Consider the following 15925-nt stretch of genomic DNA (forward strand, 5'->3'; position numbering starts at 1 on the left):
TACTAGTCTATAATCTGACTTTCTGCTACTTTCTTGTACCAGTGAGCTGATTTCTTAGGATAACGTTCTTGAGTTTCAAAGTCTACATAGAAGAGACCGTAACGTTTCTCATAACCGTTTGACCATGAGAAGACGTCCATCAATGACCAAATGAAGTAACCTTTTACATTAGCACCATCTGCAATCGCATCAGTCAAGACTTCCAAGTGTTGCTTCACGTAATCAATACGTCCATCATCGTAAACAGTGTTATCAACGAACTCATCTTTATAGCCGAGACCATTTTCAGTTATGTAAATCTTCTTGTAGTTGGGATAATCTTTCTTCACGCGCATGATTTGGTCATACAAACCTTGAGGGTAGATAATCCAATCCCAGTCTGTACGTGGTACATAATCAGGAGCTACACGACGACCAACACCTTTGATTTGGTATTTAGAGCTTCCTTTTTCACCTTTACCATTATGGATAATTTCTGTTTCGCCATCAAAGGCTTCCATCCAGTCACTCATATAGTAGTTAATTCCAAGGAAGTCATTCAAGTCTTTCGCAGCTTCTAATGCTGTAAAATCTTCTTCACGAAGATCTAAGCTACCACCATTTGCAGCCAAGATAGCCTCTACCCCTGCCAGGGTCTTTTCAGAGTAGTGACCCAGATAAGTTGCATCCAAGATAAATTTGTTATGGATAATGTCCTCCAACTCTGCCGCAATAACATCTGCAGGATTTTCAGGATCAAGTGGGTACTTGGTTGGGAGAGCGTGCACGACACCAATTTCCCCTTTATAGCCTTTCTCTTTATACAATTTTACCGCACGTGCATGAGATACCATCATATTGTGGTGCGATTGGAAAACTTTGGCAAGGTCGTACTGAATACCTGGAGGGAATTTCCCAACCAAGTATTGACCATCACCGATTGGCCCAATTTCATTAAAGGTTGTCCAGTAGTTTACTTCTGGAAATTCTTCAAAACAGAAGGCAGCATAGTCTACAAAGTGTTCGATATTTTCACGGTTTAAGAAGTCTCCATTTGAGTGGAGAGCTTCTGGCGTGTCAAAGTGATGCAGAGTTACAAAGGGCTCAACGTGACGTTTGTGACACTCCGCAAATAAATTATGATAAAACTCGACACCTTTCTGATTTACTTGACCGTAACCAGTCGGGAAAATACGTGACCAAGCAATAGAAATTCGAATGCCATTGACACCATACTCTTCTGCTAGCTTGAGGTCAACTGGATATCGATTGTAAAAATCACTGGCTGGTTCGGCAGTGTACCAGTAGTTATCTTCAAGATATTTATCCCAAGCAACTGGTCCTTTTCCATCAGTATGTGTAGCACCTTCTGCTTGATAAGCAGCTGTAGCGCCACCGAAAATAAAGTCTTTTGGAAGTGTTTTTGTCATTTTTTTCACCTATTTCTTGATTTAAAATAAAGTAAAAGTGAGAGGAGAGGAGTCAGTGAGCCATCCTTCTCCATCTCACTTCTTGTATCGAGTCACCAAATTGTGACATGAGGAGGTAAAAACGATATCTTTTTACCGACGAATTAACAAGGCGATTAGGAAATTCGCCATAGCGATTTCCGTAACGAGAGGAGACTATTTCACAGTCCCTATCGTTAATCGAATTGAGCTTGTACAAATGCTAGAGCACCTTTTCCATCACGAGTTAATTTGATGTATTGAGCGCCCTCTGTTTTCGCAAGTTTAATACCGAGTTTATCAGTTTCTGCTTTCATATCTTCAAAGTTTGAAGCAACTTGAGGAGCAAGGATAACTAAATCAAACTCTGGCAACATTTCACGGTGAGCACCATATCCACCTGCTGCTGCTTTCACAGGAACATTGTATTCTGCTGCTGCCTTGTTCAAAGCATTTGCAAGAAGTCCACTTGTACCTCCACCTGCACAGAGAACGAGGACATTTGTTTCTTCAGTGATTGTATTTTGTGCTGCTTCTACACCAGCTTTTTCAAGAATAGCATCTGCTTTTGCAGTGTTGAAGTTCGCAGCAACTTTTTCTTTCAATTCATCATTAGATTTACCTGAACGTTCTTCTTCAAGAATTTGTTCATCATAGACCTTAAGGAATGGATAGTAAATGACTACGTCAACCACGATTAGAAGAGCAGCAAGAATGAATGATAGAACTTGGAAGTTAGTTCCAAGAACTAAACCTAGTGGAGCTGGAGTTGTCCATGGTAGATTGGCAGTAAATGAATTCATTCCAAGAGTTTCAATGAAGAATTTAAAGATCCAAACGTTTGCGATAGGAGCAAAAATAAATGGAATGAAGAAAATCGGGTTCAATACAAGTGGTGCACCAAACAAGATTGGTTCATTTACACCAAAGAAGGTAGGAACTACTGAAGCACGTCCGATTGCACGGTTACGTTTTGATTTTGTTAACCACATGAACATGAATGGAACAACCAGTGTCGCACCAGTACCACCCATGGTAACGATAAACATTTGTGTACCAGAAGTGAGAATCTTGTCAGCGTGCATACCTTGTTGGAGAAGGTTTAAGTTGACTTCGGCATTTGCATAGGTAATAGCTGCGATAGCTGGTTCAACGATAGATGGACCATGGATACCAACAAACCAGAAGAAGGCAAAGGCACCAAAGATAATTGTAATTCCAAGGTAACCATCAGCTGCAGAGAATAATGGAGCAAAGAATTTACCGATTGATTCTGCCACACTAGAACCAACAAAATGACGAGCTAGTAAATCAAGAGCATAAAGTGAAACAATCGAGAGAGTGAATGGAATCACATCTTTAAAGACTTGTGAGATATTTGGTGGAACTTCGTCAGGCATACGAATAGTGACGTTGTTCTTAACACAAACCTTATAGATGGCTACAGTAACAAAGGCAGCAAGGAAGGCTGAAAGCAAACCTTTTGTCCCCAAGAATCCAGTAGCTAGACCATTTTCGATAGGATCAGCTGCCAGCATCAACAAACCAACAATTGCTGCCAACAATGTTGACATATAGTTGATTTGATTGGTTTTCTCCATGCTACGGTTTACTGAGTCGGTCAATGACTTAGCTGTTGTACCAGCTACCAAGAGAGCCAAGATACCCATTGAATAGCTGTAAGGTTTCATCAGAAAGGCTACAACTTCATCAGACCATTTAAAACCCCATGAGTTTGGCACAAAGGCAATCAAGATAAAGATACTTGAGAAGAGAATAACAGGCATACCTGCAATGAAACCATCACGAATAGCACGAAGATAGATATTACGAGATAATTTCTCGAAGAAAGGCTTTCCTTTCTCGATAAATGCAATTAGTTTGTTCATTATTTAACTCCTCTCTTATAAAGTTCGATTAAGTGGTGCATCAAATCTTTTAACAAGATAGTTGTCATCAAGTGGTCTTGGCCATGCATCATGGTCACACTATATGCTAACTCCTCACCAGCTGCTTCCTTAGTCAATAGACTTGTTTGCGCGTGGTGAGCCTCTGCAATGCAAGAACCAGCTTCCTCTACCAGAGCGTCCGCTTTTTCAAAATCACCAGCTTCAGCAGCTTTCAAGGCTTCCAATAGTTTTGAACGAGCATCGCCAGCATAGGCTACGATTTCAAAACCTAACAATGTTACTTCTTCTCTATTCATGATAGAATTCTCCTTATATAGTTTTAATTAAATTTTTATGATAATAAACGTTGGATATGTAGAACTAGATAAACACGTTCACTTTTATACAAATCAAGACCTGTATGTTGCGTAATCACATCATAAATCTTAGAACCAATCTCGAAGGCTTTTGGGTAGGATTGTTTGATATGGTCTTCCATATCCAGAAGCGATTGGTTATCATCTCTAGATCTGTCTAAATAATCCAAGAAATAATTCAAATGTATCATAAAGCGATCATAGAAATGGTTATTCTCTTTGGTTCGTTGAATTGCATAACCCTTTAGCACTTCTTCAACATTCCTGAGAATTTCTTTCCTCTTATCAATCGACTCCACAAGTTCCACTTCATTTTCACCTTCGGCATTAATGAAATGATAAGCAATCCGAATAATTTCGTCCTCAGGAAAATTATCTGTCAGTTTTTGACGATAAATTCCAAATGCTTCATTTGCGATTTGAAAAGCGACAGGATACTTAGCAGAAATATCTGGCAGATTACTATCCTTGTACCTTCCTTGTGCTAGAGCTTGATAAGAACAGTAAATATGATCTGTCAAGGTTACATAGAGATACTCTTGAATCGGATAGTGATATTTCTTTGATAGCTTATCAATGATTTCATAAGTCACTGTGATAAAATCAAGCGGAACATCTTTGAGAAGAGCCATAAAGTTTTCTCTGGACTCTTCGGTCTTCATCCGAAAGATTTTCTCAACCTGATTTTCAGCAATCAAATCTCCCTTCTTCTTTCCAAATGCAATCCCCTTACCAATTACAATCACCTCTTCTCCCTTATCATTTCTGACAAGCGAGACATTGTGATTCATTGGATTTAGAATTCGATACATGTCAACCTCCTTTTATATCTTAAAGGTATATGAGTACAAAAAATGACCACAAATGAACTAGAAAATCAGTCGATTCCTAATTCATCCGTGATCATGCCTAATATTACTTAGTAACACTCACCTTGTATTAACTTGTGATTTAAGTATAGCACAAGTAAGTTATTTTGTAAACCTTTACATACAACTTTTTTTAAAAATTTTTAGATTCATGTTCCTAATCTAGGAGGACTTGCTTACACGCGTTCTTTCCATGAAGTCGCTGTTGTTTGAAGAACTTTGTTGAGTTCGTCAATGTTTTCAAAACCAGTTGTGCGAAGCCATTCACGAGCTGCTGCTTCACCATCTTTGATGTATGCTTCAACTGATCCAGCCCATGTAGCACGGCCACAAAGAACTCCGTTAAAGTTTGCACCTGATTCATGAGCAAATACAAGAGTATCTTGGAAAAGTTTAGCTGATACACCAGCACTCAAGTAGATGTATGGCAAGTTTGTTGCTTCATCTTGAGCTTTGAAGAAGGCTGCTGCTTCTTCACGTGTATAAACCACTTCACCTTCAGCGAAGCCTTCAACATATTTAATGTTAACAGGAACTTCTACTTTCAAGACATCAATGTTAAAGCGTGGGTCTGAGAAGACTTTCATAGCACCAATAACTTTGTGTGGTTTTACTTTAGCGTATTCTACAGAACCTGCGTCCGCAATTTTTTCATCGTAAGCAAGGATTTCAAGGAAGAATGGGATATCTTCAGCCACACACTCAGAACCGATGCGTTCGATATAAGCTTGTTTTTCTTGGTTGAGTTCGTCTGAGCTATCTACATCATAGTAAAGCAAGAATTTAACTGCATCTGCACCTTCTTCTTTAATACGTTTTGCAGACCAAACATCCAAGCAGTCTGGCAAACGTTTTGTGCTTGTTGTGTCATAACCTGTTTTTTCATAAGCAAGGAGAAGACCAGCTTTTTCATCAAGAGCTTTAGTTGCTGGAAGTCCATACTCAGGGTCAAGAAGCATTGATGAAGCGTATTTAGTCAATTCATCTGCAACCAATACTTTAAGTTCTTCCATTTGAGCTACAGTTGGTTCTTCTGTTTGGTGTTGAGCCATGAGGCGTTTCAAAGCACCACGTTGGTCAAATGCAAGAGCTGAGATGATACCATTTTCATCAGAAAGTTTTTCTAAGCGTGCACGTTTTTGTTCTGTTAAAGCCATTTTATACCTCTTTTACTATTAATTGATCATATAGAGCTTGATAGTTGGCCATGTTGACATGACCAGTCATTTTTTCTTGAGCATTGAGCATACCAAGGACATTTGCCTTGATGAGTAATTCTGCATCCGATTCTTTGTGAAGAAGTCCTGAAGAAATTCCTGCCACAGTAGAGTCTCCAGATCCAACAGGATTTACTACCTGAATTCTAGGAATATCTACCTTGTAGAAAGTGTTACCATGTTTGGCAAAAGCACCGTTAGCACCAAGTGAAACGATAATCCATTCAATACCTGCAAACAAAGGTTCTTGAAGGACTTCTTTTAATTCATCCAAATCCTCAGAAACTTCTCTTCCTAGAAGCTGAGACAGTTCCTCATTATTTGGTTTGATGACTGTTGGTTTATGTGGTGATTCAAGAACCGCCTGAAGTGCTGCACCAGAGCAGTCCAAGACAACAGGCTTACCAGCTTGATTAGCAAGTTCAACCAAGCTCGCATAGTAATCAACTGGAAGGCCAGCTGGCAGACTACCTGAGATAGCTACTACTTCAACTGACTCCAAGAGTTTTTTGAAATGTTCCAAAAACTCTTGACCTTCTTGTTCAAGAACTTCAGGTCCTTTTTCAAGAACTTCTGTTTGGTTGTCTCCGTGAAGAATAGCGATACAGTTACGAGTTTCTCCCTGAATAGAAAAGAAATCTTTCTTTACTTGATCATCGATATGTTCAACCAAAAACTCACCAAGTTTACCACCAACTAAACCAGTAGCAAGAACAGAATCCCCAAATTCTGAAAGTACTCGGGTAACATTGAGTCCCTTACCACCAGCCGTTTTGGTTACATCCACCACACGATTGACAGTATCAATCTTCAACTCATCCAAAGGATAGGAAATATCAATGGATGGGTTCATTGTGACTGTTAAAATCATAGGTCACCTCTTAGTCGTGGTATTCTCCGCGATCCCATTTTTCAAGGAATTCAGTGAAGAAGTTTGCGTCTGTTTGTTGAGCATTGTGACTTTCAACGTGTTCAATTTTCGCAATCAATTTCTTGTTTTCTTCAGATGGTTTGTATTCAGCATGGATGAAAGCTTCGATGATATCACACATAAGCAATTCACCAGTAATCTTACCACCAAAACCGATAACGTTGGCGTTCAATTGTTCTTTAGCATAAAGGGCTGTTGTCATATCACGAACCAAGGCAGAACGGACACCTGGAACTTTATTTACAGCGTTGTTGATACCAACACCAGTACCACAGATACATACTCCAAGATCAGCTTGACCGCTAGTTACAGCTTCCCCTACTTTTTTACCAAAGATTGGGTAGTGAGTACGTGTATGGTCATATGTACCAAAGTCAATGACTTCATATCCTTTTGATTTCAAAAATTCTGAAACCGCCATTTTTTCATCTGTTACGATGTGGTCACATCCAATTGCAATTCTCATTTTTAACTTACCTTTCTTACTGTAATCTAATTAGCACATTTTGTTCAACATGTCGACACGAATTTGGTGACGTCCACCATCGTATTTACCGTTAACAAATCCTTTAGCGATGTTTTTAGCCAATTCATCACCGACAAGTTGTGCACCCATAGTGATCATACGTGAGTTGTTGTGGCCACGAGTCATATAAGCTGAACGTTCGTCAGATACTTCTGCAGCAACCATTCCTTTGATCTTAGTTGCAACCATAAATGGACCAGCTCCATAAGCATCAATCACAATACCAAGATTTTGTTCTTCTTTGTTAACTTCTGCAGCAACAGCGAGAGTCACATCAACAAAGTCTTGACCTTCAGCTGTAACATCCACAACGTGGAAATTTTCTTTTTCTAAGAAGTCTTTCACAACTTCTTTCAATCTCAAACCTGCAGCATCTGCACCGATAACAATAGACATATTGTATACTCCTTTTTATTTTTTCTATGCTGGATTCCAGCAGTGTATTGGCTGTATTTAAAAAACAGTCAATTAGTCCTCACAAACATAATATACTACTATTGTTTGAAAAAGTCAACAGTTTATGTTTGTTTTTGTTATTTATTTTTTACTTTTTTATAAAACTTCTATCTCAAACCCTATTTCTTCAACCTGATTGGCTTCTAAGAGACGAACATTCTTCTTATCTTCTAAATGATCTCCTTCTTCAAGGGATGTTGACAAGCCAGACCATGGTTCAAAGGCAATGAAAGGTCCCTTGTTCAAAGTTGACCAGATGATGAGGTTTGGAAACTCTGCAAAGTGCACTTTCAATCCCTTATCATGTTTACGAGAACGAAGGACAATTGTTCGAGATTGCAATTCATCCAAAGTCACTGCATCTGTGCTGAAAAGATCATAACTAAGATCTATTTCTTTTTGTCCCTCTAGCCATGGACTTCTATCTTGGAAATCCAACATACCTGTTTCTGGGAAAGGGCGTGGAACAGAGCAAGTCTCTTCTTTCTCAAACTCTAAATAGTAATCTTCATAGACCTCATCATCCAGTAGAGGACAATTAAAGCCTGGATGTCCACCAATAAAGTAAGGCATGACCTTGCTAGTTTCTTTATTAAATATTTTGTATTGAGTTCGTACTGTCTTGCCAGTAAGGATATAAGTGATTTCTAGGCGGAAATGATAAGGGTAGTTCTGATAGCTATTTTCATCGTCTTCAATTGCAAAAGTTACACTCTTGTCTGTCTGTTCAACTAATTCAAATTCTTTCTTGCGGACCAGACCATGACGAGGAATCTTTCCTTTACTTTCTTGTCCATTATCATCTATATAAAGTGCTGTATCCTCTCTCAATGAACCACAAATGGGAAAGAGAACAGGAGCTTGTCCACTCCAATATGTAGCATCTCCTTGCCACAAATACTCAAGACCTTCAGCATCTTTTATAGAAGAAAGAGCCCCACCAAAACTGTTAAATTGAACTCTTAATTGTTCTGATTTTAATTCAATTACCATTATTTTCTCCGATTTCTTGATAGTTTATAAAAAACTAGGCTGTCACTCCTAAACGGTATGACAACCTAGTTTCAACAATTTACACTCTGCGAAAATCCAATTCAAACTTCGTCAGCGTCGCCTTGCCGTACTTTAGTACAGCCTGCGGCTAGCTTCCTAGTTTGCTCTTTGATTTTCATTGAGCTTACATTTTATAGGAGCTCATTATTTTGCTTTTGCTGCGTACTCTTCGTTACGTTTAATCATTTGTTTTCTGTACCATGCAAAGATACCGATATAGAATACAAGGAAGACTACTGCACCAAGGATTGCTTTGATATCACCAGTTGTAGTGTTACCAATTGTCCAACCAAGAAGTTTTTCGATTGGTCCTTCAAGAGTTGAGTGAGTGATCAATTGAGTTTCGCTCACACCTGCTGGGAAGGCACCTACACCTTTAGCAAGTTCTGTTGCAAATGGTGCGATAAGTGTACCTGAAAGAAGGAAGAGTGGCAACAAGAGTGTTCCGAAGATAATCATACGGAGCAATTTACCACGTGTTACAACCAAGAGAGCTGGAGTAACACCCATAGCAATGATACCTGCAAGTGGCAAGATACCATTTCCGACTTTTGAAAGAAGTACTGCTTCAACCAACATGATTGGTGCAAGTACGTTAGCACAAGCCCAAATTTCAGCACGACCAGCAATGAATGGCCAGTCAAGACCGATGTTGAATTTACGTCCTTGAAGACGTTTAGTAGCAACGTTTGTAATACCTTGTGAAAGTGGTTCTACGGCAGCGATGAACCATGAACCGATAAGTGAGAAGAGTTCCAAAGATACACCGGCAGTCAAACCAAGAGACAACCATCCTCTGATAACAAGACGCCATTTATCTGCATCTTCAACTCCTGCAATTGGATGTGGAGTTCCCATAATACCGATAACAATACCAAGAATGAAACCGATAAAGAATTTAGATCCCCAGAAACCGATTTTCTTGTTCAATTTAGCAGCATCAAAGTCATATTTATCAAGACCTGGGAAGAATTTTTCAAAAATCTTATCCAAAACCATGATAACTGGGTTCATCATGTAGTTCATGTGAGTTGATGTCATTGGTGATGAACTTGGAGCGTTAAGAAGGTCATCAAATGTAGGTTTCATCAAGTCAGAGTTGATAATTTTCAACACACCAACAAGGACGATAGCTGCTGTAGCAATAAAGAGTGAAACCCCTTGACTCACACCGTTGTTGTCTGCATACCATTTAATCAAAAGACCTGTGATAGACAAGTGCCAGATATCAAAGATATCAACGTCAAGTGTATCTGTTTTCTTCATAGCTAGCATCACTATGTTGACAATCAACATGATGAGCAAGAAGTATAGCGTCCAAGCAGAACCCCAAGTGATTGTTGCAAGTGGTGCCCAACCAACGTCAGTGATACTCAATTGGATACCAGTGTTTTCAACGAATTTTGCAAGCGATGCTGAGAAAGCAGTGTTGAGCATACCGATGATAGCACCGATACCAGTAAGAGCGATGGCAAGTTTGATACCACCTTCAAGCGCTTTGGAGAATTTCACTCCAAAAAGTAGAGCCAATACTGTCAAAATGATCAACATGATGACAGGACCACCCATATCTAAGACGGGCGTGAAAACCTTTTTGATTAGGTCAAAGATTGCATCCATAACAGTTCCTCCCTTTTTTATGTTATATGAATGTTAACAAATTAAAATTAGCTTAACCCGTGTTCTTTAATAGCTGCTTCAATATTATCATATACTGGAGCACTCATAGCTGGGATACGGAATAAGATTGGTCCAGCTTCGATAACTGGAATACCTGGGTCAAAACCAAGGTCTGTCGCAGCAATTGGTGTGAAGATGTCATAACCTTTGATAAGGTCTTCGTTAACGTCTTTGACCATGACTGCATCACAGTGCACATCGTAACCACGGTTTGAAAGTTCTTCTTCAAGAGCACTTTTAATTTGGTGGCTTGAGTTAACACCTGCACCGCAGGCAGCAAGAATTTTAATCATATGGATCTCCTCCGATTTAATATTTTTAATAGACAAGATTAAGCGATTGCTTCAGCGATATAAGCATAGAGGGCTTCTGGTTCAGAAATTTTTGATAGGTCTTCAAGATGACCATTTCCTGTGAAGAAGTCCATCAACTGAGCAAGAATATTCGTTTGACTTGAACTTGAGTTATTAATGATAAAGAAGAGCAAGGATACTTCTACTTCCTTATCTGGCGCAATCATGTTGTGGAAGGTCACCGGTTTCTCTAATCGAACGACCACAACTTTTTCAGCTAGATTATGAACAATATCTGTGTGAGGAATAGCCACATTCGGCAAATCTTTACCCAAAAATTCCATATCTAAGCCAGTTGGAAATGACTTTTCACGCGTGATCAAGGCTTCACGATAGGTCGGAGTTACGATTTCTCGTTCTTCCAATAAAGTTGCAACCTGATCAAAGAGATGTTCTTGATTATCCGCTTCTAAGCAAAACACAAGGTTTTTGTCAAAGAAATGATCTAATCCCATAAGGTTTTCCCTTCTTTCCATTAACTTTACGACCTAAGTATAACACTATATGAAATCGTTGTCAATAGTTTTCTGTTGATTTTTGTCTCTTTTTTTATATTTTTGTTGTTCTTATAGTTTGTTGTATAAAAACAAACATATAAACAAACACTTCAAACGTTTTTCCTGTTCTAATACTCAATGAAAATNNGAAGTCAGCTCAAAACATGGTTTTGAGGTTGTAGATAAGACTGACGAAGTCAGTGATCATATCTACGGCAAGGCGACGCTGACGTGATTTGAAGAGATTTTCGAAGAGTATAAAAACTAAAAAAGCAGACCATCTAAGCCTGCTTTACGATTGATTCTTATATAAATTTCCTATGAAGAAGGAAATGCAATTAAACAACTTACTCTTCATCCATACTCAAGACGCTGAGGAAGGCTTCTTGAGGAACTTCTACTGATCCGATAGCTTTCATGCGCTTCTTACCTGCTTTTTGTTTTTCAAGGAGTTTGCGTTTACGAGAAACGTCACCACCATAACATTTAGCAAGTACGTTTTTACGAAGGGCCTTGATATCCGTACGAGCGACAATCTTGTGTCCAATTGCTGCTTGGATTGGTACTTCAAATTGTTGACGGGGGATGATTTTCTTGAGCTTATCAACGATGAGTTTCCCACGTTCGTAGGCAAAGTCCTTGTGAACGATAAAGCTGAGGGCATCCACCTTGTCTCCGTTGAGAAGGATATCCATTTTGACCAGCTTAGATGGGCGATATTCTGACAATTCGTAGTCAAAACTTGCATAACCACGTGTCGAAGACTTAAGTTTATCAAAGAAGTCAAAGACAATTTCAGCCAGTGGAATTTGATAGATAACATTGACACGGTTATCATCAATATAGTCCATAGTCACAAAGTCCCCACGCTTACGCTGAGCTAGCTCCATCACTGCTCCAACAAACTCTTGCGGTACCATGATTTGCGCCTTGACATAAGGCTCTTCAATGGTCGCAATCTTGGTTGGGTCTGGGAACTCAGATGGGTTAGACACATCCATTGACTCACCGTCGGTCAAATTAACCTTATAGATAACAGACGGAGCTGTCATGATGAGGTCGATATTGAACTCACGTTCCAAACGTTCTTGGATAACATCCATATGGAGAAGTCCAAGGAAACCACAACGGAAACCAAATCCAAGTGCCTGCGATGTTTCTGGTTCAAACTGAAGACTAGCATCATTCAGTTGCAATTTTTCAAGCGCTTCACGCAGGTCATTGTACTTGTTTGACTCAATTGGGTAGAGACCCGCAAAGACCATAGGATTCATCTGCTTGTAGCCATGTAATGGCTCTGCCGCAGGATTGGTTGCCAAAGTAACTGTATCACCCACACGAGTATCCTGAACCGTCTTAATAGAAGCTGCAATATAACCAACGTCACCAGTCGCAAGGAAATCACGACCAACTGCTTTCGGAGTAAAAATACCGACTTCCGTAACATCAAAGGTCTTGCCATTGCTCATGAGCTGAATCTTATCCCCAGGTTTGACCACTCCATCCATGACACGCACTTGAAGAATAACTCCACGGTAAGCATCGTAAACAGAGTCGAAAATCAAGGCCTTAAGAGGCGCCGTCACATCACCCGTTGGTGCTGGTACTTTTTCTACAATTTGCTCGAGGATTTCTTCGATACCAATACCAGACTTAGCAGAAGCCAATACTGCTTCACTGGCATCCAAACCAATGACATCTTCAATCTCCGTACGTACGCGCTCAGGATCTGCAGCTGGTAGGTCAATCTTGTTAATGACTGGCATGATTTCCAAATCATTGTCCAAGGCTAGATAAACATTGGCAAGGGTTTGAGCTTCAATTCCTTGGGCAGCATCGACCACCAAAATAGCACCCTCACAGGCAGCTAGTGAACGGGAAACTTCATAGGTAAAGTCAACGTGTCCTGGTGTATCAATCAAGTGAAAAATATAAGTTTCCCCATCTTTTGCAGTGTAATTCAGCTCAATGGCATTGAGTTTAATGGTAATCCCACGTTCTCGCTCTAAATCCATACTATCCAAAAGTTGGGCCTGCATTTCACGACTTGAAACTGTCTCTGTTTTTTCCAAAATGCGGTCTGCTAGAGTCGACTTCCCGTGGTCAATATGGGCGATAATAGAGAAGTTACGGATCTTCTCCTGTCGTTTTTTCAATTCTTCTAAGTTCATGATTCTCTTCCTTTCAGGGTATCTATTTATTATAAATTGTTTTTGACATTTTGACAAGACCATACCCTGCTAGGAGTACTAATCTTCAGCGACAAAGCCGTCATTTTCGATAAAGTGGTGTTCTGTCATTCCTTGGTCTGTAAAGACAATCCCGTGAAGGACACCACCATAAACAGCTCCTCCATCCATTCCAATCTTGCCATCTTCGGTAGTCCAAAGCTCAGCAGTACCACGCTCTTGCTTTAACAAACCATAGACCGGTGTATGGCCAAAGACAATGATTTTTCCAGTATGATTTTCTGCTTCGTGGAATGGTTTTCTAAGCCAGACTTTTTTATAATCTGTGGTTTCATGCCAGTCATCCAAGGTTAAATCAATACCTGCGTGAACAAAGATATACTTGTCTGTCTCTACCACAAATGGCATTTGACGAATAAATTCGACCAAATCTGCTGCTTCGGTAGCAACACGCTTGGCATCTTCTACTCCATCAACTGGTGCATCTAAGGGACGACCTAGGATAGAGTTAATAGTTGTATCTCCACCATTGCGACGATAGTGGTCATAACTTTCTTCTGGGTCATCAAGCCAAGTCAAAAACATATACTCGTGGTTTCCTGACAAACAGATTGCCCCTTGATTATCGACCAAGTCCTTAACCATTTCAAGAACACGGCGACTATCTTCACCACGGTCAATCAAATCCCCTAGAAAGAGCAACTGAGTCTGACCATCCCATGTTTTAAGAAGGTCTTCCAGCATCCCAGCTTTTCCGTGAACATCTCCAATTACATAATAGTCTGTCATCTTATTTCTCCCTGTTTCTCAACAATTCTCTAGCTTGCGTCAGGGCTGCTTCGGTCACATCATCACCTGCCAACATCTTGGCAACTTCCTCCACTCGCTCTTCAACCGTCAAGAGACGAACAGTCGAAACTGTTGAATGGTCATTGCTAATCTTTTCAATAAAGAATTGATAATCCGCAATCGCAATCACTTGTGGCAAATGGGAAATAGCCAGAACCTGACCATGCTGGCCAATCTTGTGAATCTTCTGCGCAATAGCCTGGGCAACACGTCCTGAAACTCCCGTATCCACTTCATCAAAGACAATACTGGTCTTGCCTTCTTTACGTGAAAAGGCGGACTTAATGGCTAGCATGAGACGAGATAATTCCCCACCAGACGCAACCTTGACCAAGGGTTTAAAGTCTTCGCCAGGGTTGGTTGAAATGTAAAATTCAACCATTTCATTGCCCTCACGACTGAATTTCCCCTTGCTAAAACGAACCTGAAACTGGGCTTTTTCCATATAAAGATCTTGCAGTTCTTGTTTAATCTCAGCCTCGAGCTGCTGAGCCAAGTCATGACGAGCAGAAGCAAGTTGACCAGCCAAATCAACAAGATTGACTTCCAATTTCTTAAGCTCTGCTTCCATGTCCTCAGACGAAAGGTTATTGCCTGTCAAGAGATTGTATTCTTCCGTAATTTTGGCAAAATAAAGCAAGACATCGTCAACAGTCCCACCGTACTTACGCGTAATGGTATGAAGGAGGTCCAAGCGATTCTCAACCTGCATGAGGCGATTGCCATCAAAATCAAGGTCCTCAATAATAGCTTCCAGACGTTTGCTAATGTCTTCTAAAACATAGTAGGTCTCAGACAGAGAGCTTGAAATTTCACGGTATTCAGGGTCATACTCTTCGACACTTTCCATGTCATTCATGGCTGAACGAACATTGGCCAGACTTGAAAAATCTTCATTGTCCAACATGCTGTAGGCATTGGTCAGTGTATCCGCAATATTTTTATGGTTGAGCAGTTTATCACGCTCTTGATTGAGAGCCAGGTCTTCCCCTGCTTGCAAGTTTGCTGCCTCAATCTCTGCCATTTGAAATTCCAACATTTCGATACGTGCCTTGTGTTCCTGTTGGTTTTTCTTGACTTCCAGAACCTGCTTGCGCATTTTACGGTAGGCATCAAAACTCGTTTGATAGGTTTCTTTCAAGTCCCAAAAGGCTACATCGCCAAATTCATCCAACATCTGGATATGCAGTTGGGGACGCATTAACTCTTCTTGGTCATGTTGACCATGAATATCCACAAGATGTTGTCCAATAGCACGCAAAACAGACAGATTAACCATCTGGCCATTGACACGACTAATACTCCGACCATTTTGCAAGATTTCCCGACGAATGATAATTTCATCACCCAATTCTAAACCTTGCTCATCAAAAATTTCCTGTAAAAGGCGACTATTCTCAACTGAGAAAAGCCCCTCAATCTCTGCCTTTGGCGCACCATGACGAATAACATCTGTCATCGCACGAGCTCCCAACATCATATTCATGGCATCAATGATAATTGACTTCCCTGCACCCGTTTCACCAGTCAGGACAGTCATCCCCTTTTCAAAATGGAGGGAAATAGCCTCAATAATGGCAAAGTTTTTTATCGAAATTTCAAGTAACATATA

Annotated in this window: 15 protein-coding genes; all 15 read right to left on the reverse strand. The window is 40.1% G+C overall.

All coding sequences use genetic code 11. The features are described from left to right. Positions 1–2: 2 nt before the first annotated feature. The 15 genes from lacG to recN all read right to left on the reverse strand — a co-directional run bounded on the left by lacG (position 3) and on the right by recN (position 15922). On the reverse strand, positions 3–1409 hold the full coding sequence (gene lacG / locus HT720_RS01855; protein ID WP_173274538.1) for a 6-phospho-beta-galactosidase: 1407 nt from the start codon (positions 1407–1409) through the stop codon (positions 3–5). 215 nt (positions 1410–1624) lie between these two features. Next, positions 1625–3316 carry a lactose-specific PTS transporter subunit EIIC gene (locus tag HT720_RS01860; protein ID WP_173274539.1) on the reverse strand — a complete coding sequence of 564 codons (1692 nt, stop codon included), beginning with the start codon at positions 3314–3316 and terminating at the stop codon, positions 1625–1627. Beyond that, entirely contained in the window at positions 3316–3633 is a 318-nt protein-coding gene (locus HT720_RS01865; protein WP_173274540.1) for a PTS lactose/cellobiose transporter subunit IIA, read from the reverse strand. Before HT720_RS01865 ends, HT720_RS01860 begins: the two co-directional genes overlap by 1 nt. A 35-nt stretch (positions 3634–3668) precedes the next feature. Then, positions 3669–4505 (reverse strand): transcription antiterminator, encoded by an 837-nt coding sequence (locus HT720_RS01870; protein ID WP_173274541.1) that lies wholly within the window; start codon positions 4503–4505, stop codon positions 3669–3671. Between the two features lie 233 nt (positions 4506–4738). Then, entirely contained in the window at positions 4739–5719 is a 981-nt protein-coding gene (gene lacD / locus HT720_RS01875) for a tagatose-bisphosphate aldolase (RefSeq protein WP_001229114.1), read from the reverse strand. A gap of 1 nt (position 5720) precedes the next feature. Next, positions 5721–6650 carry a tagatose-6-phosphate kinase gene (locus HT720_RS01880; protein ID WP_173274542.1) on the reverse strand — a complete coding sequence of 310 codons (930 nt, stop codon included), beginning with the start codon at positions 6648–6650 and terminating at the stop codon, positions 5721–5723. Between the two features lie 10 nt (positions 6651–6660). Then, positions 6661–7176 carry a galactose-6-phosphate isomerase subunit LacB gene (gene lacB / locus HT720_RS01885; RefSeq protein WP_001216913.1) on the reverse strand — a complete coding sequence of 172 codons (516 nt, stop codon included), beginning with the start codon at positions 7174–7176 and terminating at the stop codon, positions 6661–6663. 30 nt (positions 7177–7206) lie between these two features. Further along, positions 7207–7632 carry a galactose-6-phosphate isomerase subunit LacA gene (gene lacA / locus HT720_RS01890; RefSeq protein ID WP_000029277.1) on the reverse strand — a complete coding sequence of 142 codons (426 nt, stop codon included), beginning with the start codon at positions 7630–7632 and terminating at the stop codon, positions 7207–7209. A 156-nt stretch (positions 7633–7788) separates the two neighbouring features. After that, positions 7789–8685, reverse strand: a complete 897-nt coding sequence (locus tag HT720_RS01895; RefSeq protein ID WP_173252907.1) for an aldose 1-epimerase family protein — start codon at positions 8683–8685, stop codon at positions 7789–7791. Between the two features lie 204 nt (positions 8686–8889). Next, the gene (locus HT720_RS01900; protein ID WP_173254428.1) at positions 8890–10365 is read right to left on the reverse strand and encodes a PTS galactitol transporter subunit IIC; all 1476 of its coding nucleotides are present in this window, start codon (positions 10363–10365) and stop codon (positions 8890–8892) included. Positions 10366–10412: 47 nt separating this feature from the next. After that, a complete protein-coding gene (locus tag HT720_RS01905; RefSeq protein WP_000590550.1) occupies positions 10413–10718 on the reverse strand; it encodes a PTS sugar transporter subunit IIB in 306 nt (101 codons plus the stop codon). 38 nt (positions 10719–10756) lie between these two features. Then, positions 10757–11233, reverse strand: a complete 477-nt coding sequence (locus tag HT720_RS01910) for a PTS sugar transporter subunit IIA (protein ID WP_000521974.1) — start codon at positions 11231–11233, stop codon at positions 10757–10759. A gap of 389 nt (positions 11234–11622) precedes the next feature. Further along, on the reverse strand, positions 11623–13446 hold the full coding sequence (gene lepA, locus HT720_RS01915; protein WP_173274543.1) for a translation elongation factor 4: 1824 nt from the start codon (positions 13444–13446) through the stop codon (positions 11623–11625). Positions 13447–13524: 78 nt separating this feature from the next. Continuing rightward, positions 13525–14253, reverse strand: a complete 729-nt coding sequence (locus HT720_RS01920; protein WP_024057651.1) for a metallophosphoesterase family protein — start codon at positions 14251–14253, stop codon at positions 13525–13527. A 1-nt stretch (position 14254) separates the two neighbouring features. Beyond that, complete coding sequence (recN, locus tag HT720_RS01925; protein WP_173274544.1) at positions 14255–15922, reverse strand: DNA repair protein RecN; 1668 nt, start codon at positions 15920–15922, stop codon at positions 14255–14257. Positions 15923–15925: the final 3 nt, after the last annotated feature.

Source organism: Streptococcus sp. 68 (assembly GCF_013277415.1).
Lineage (GTDB): Bacteria > Bacillota > Bacilli > Lactobacillales > Streptococcaceae > Streptococcus.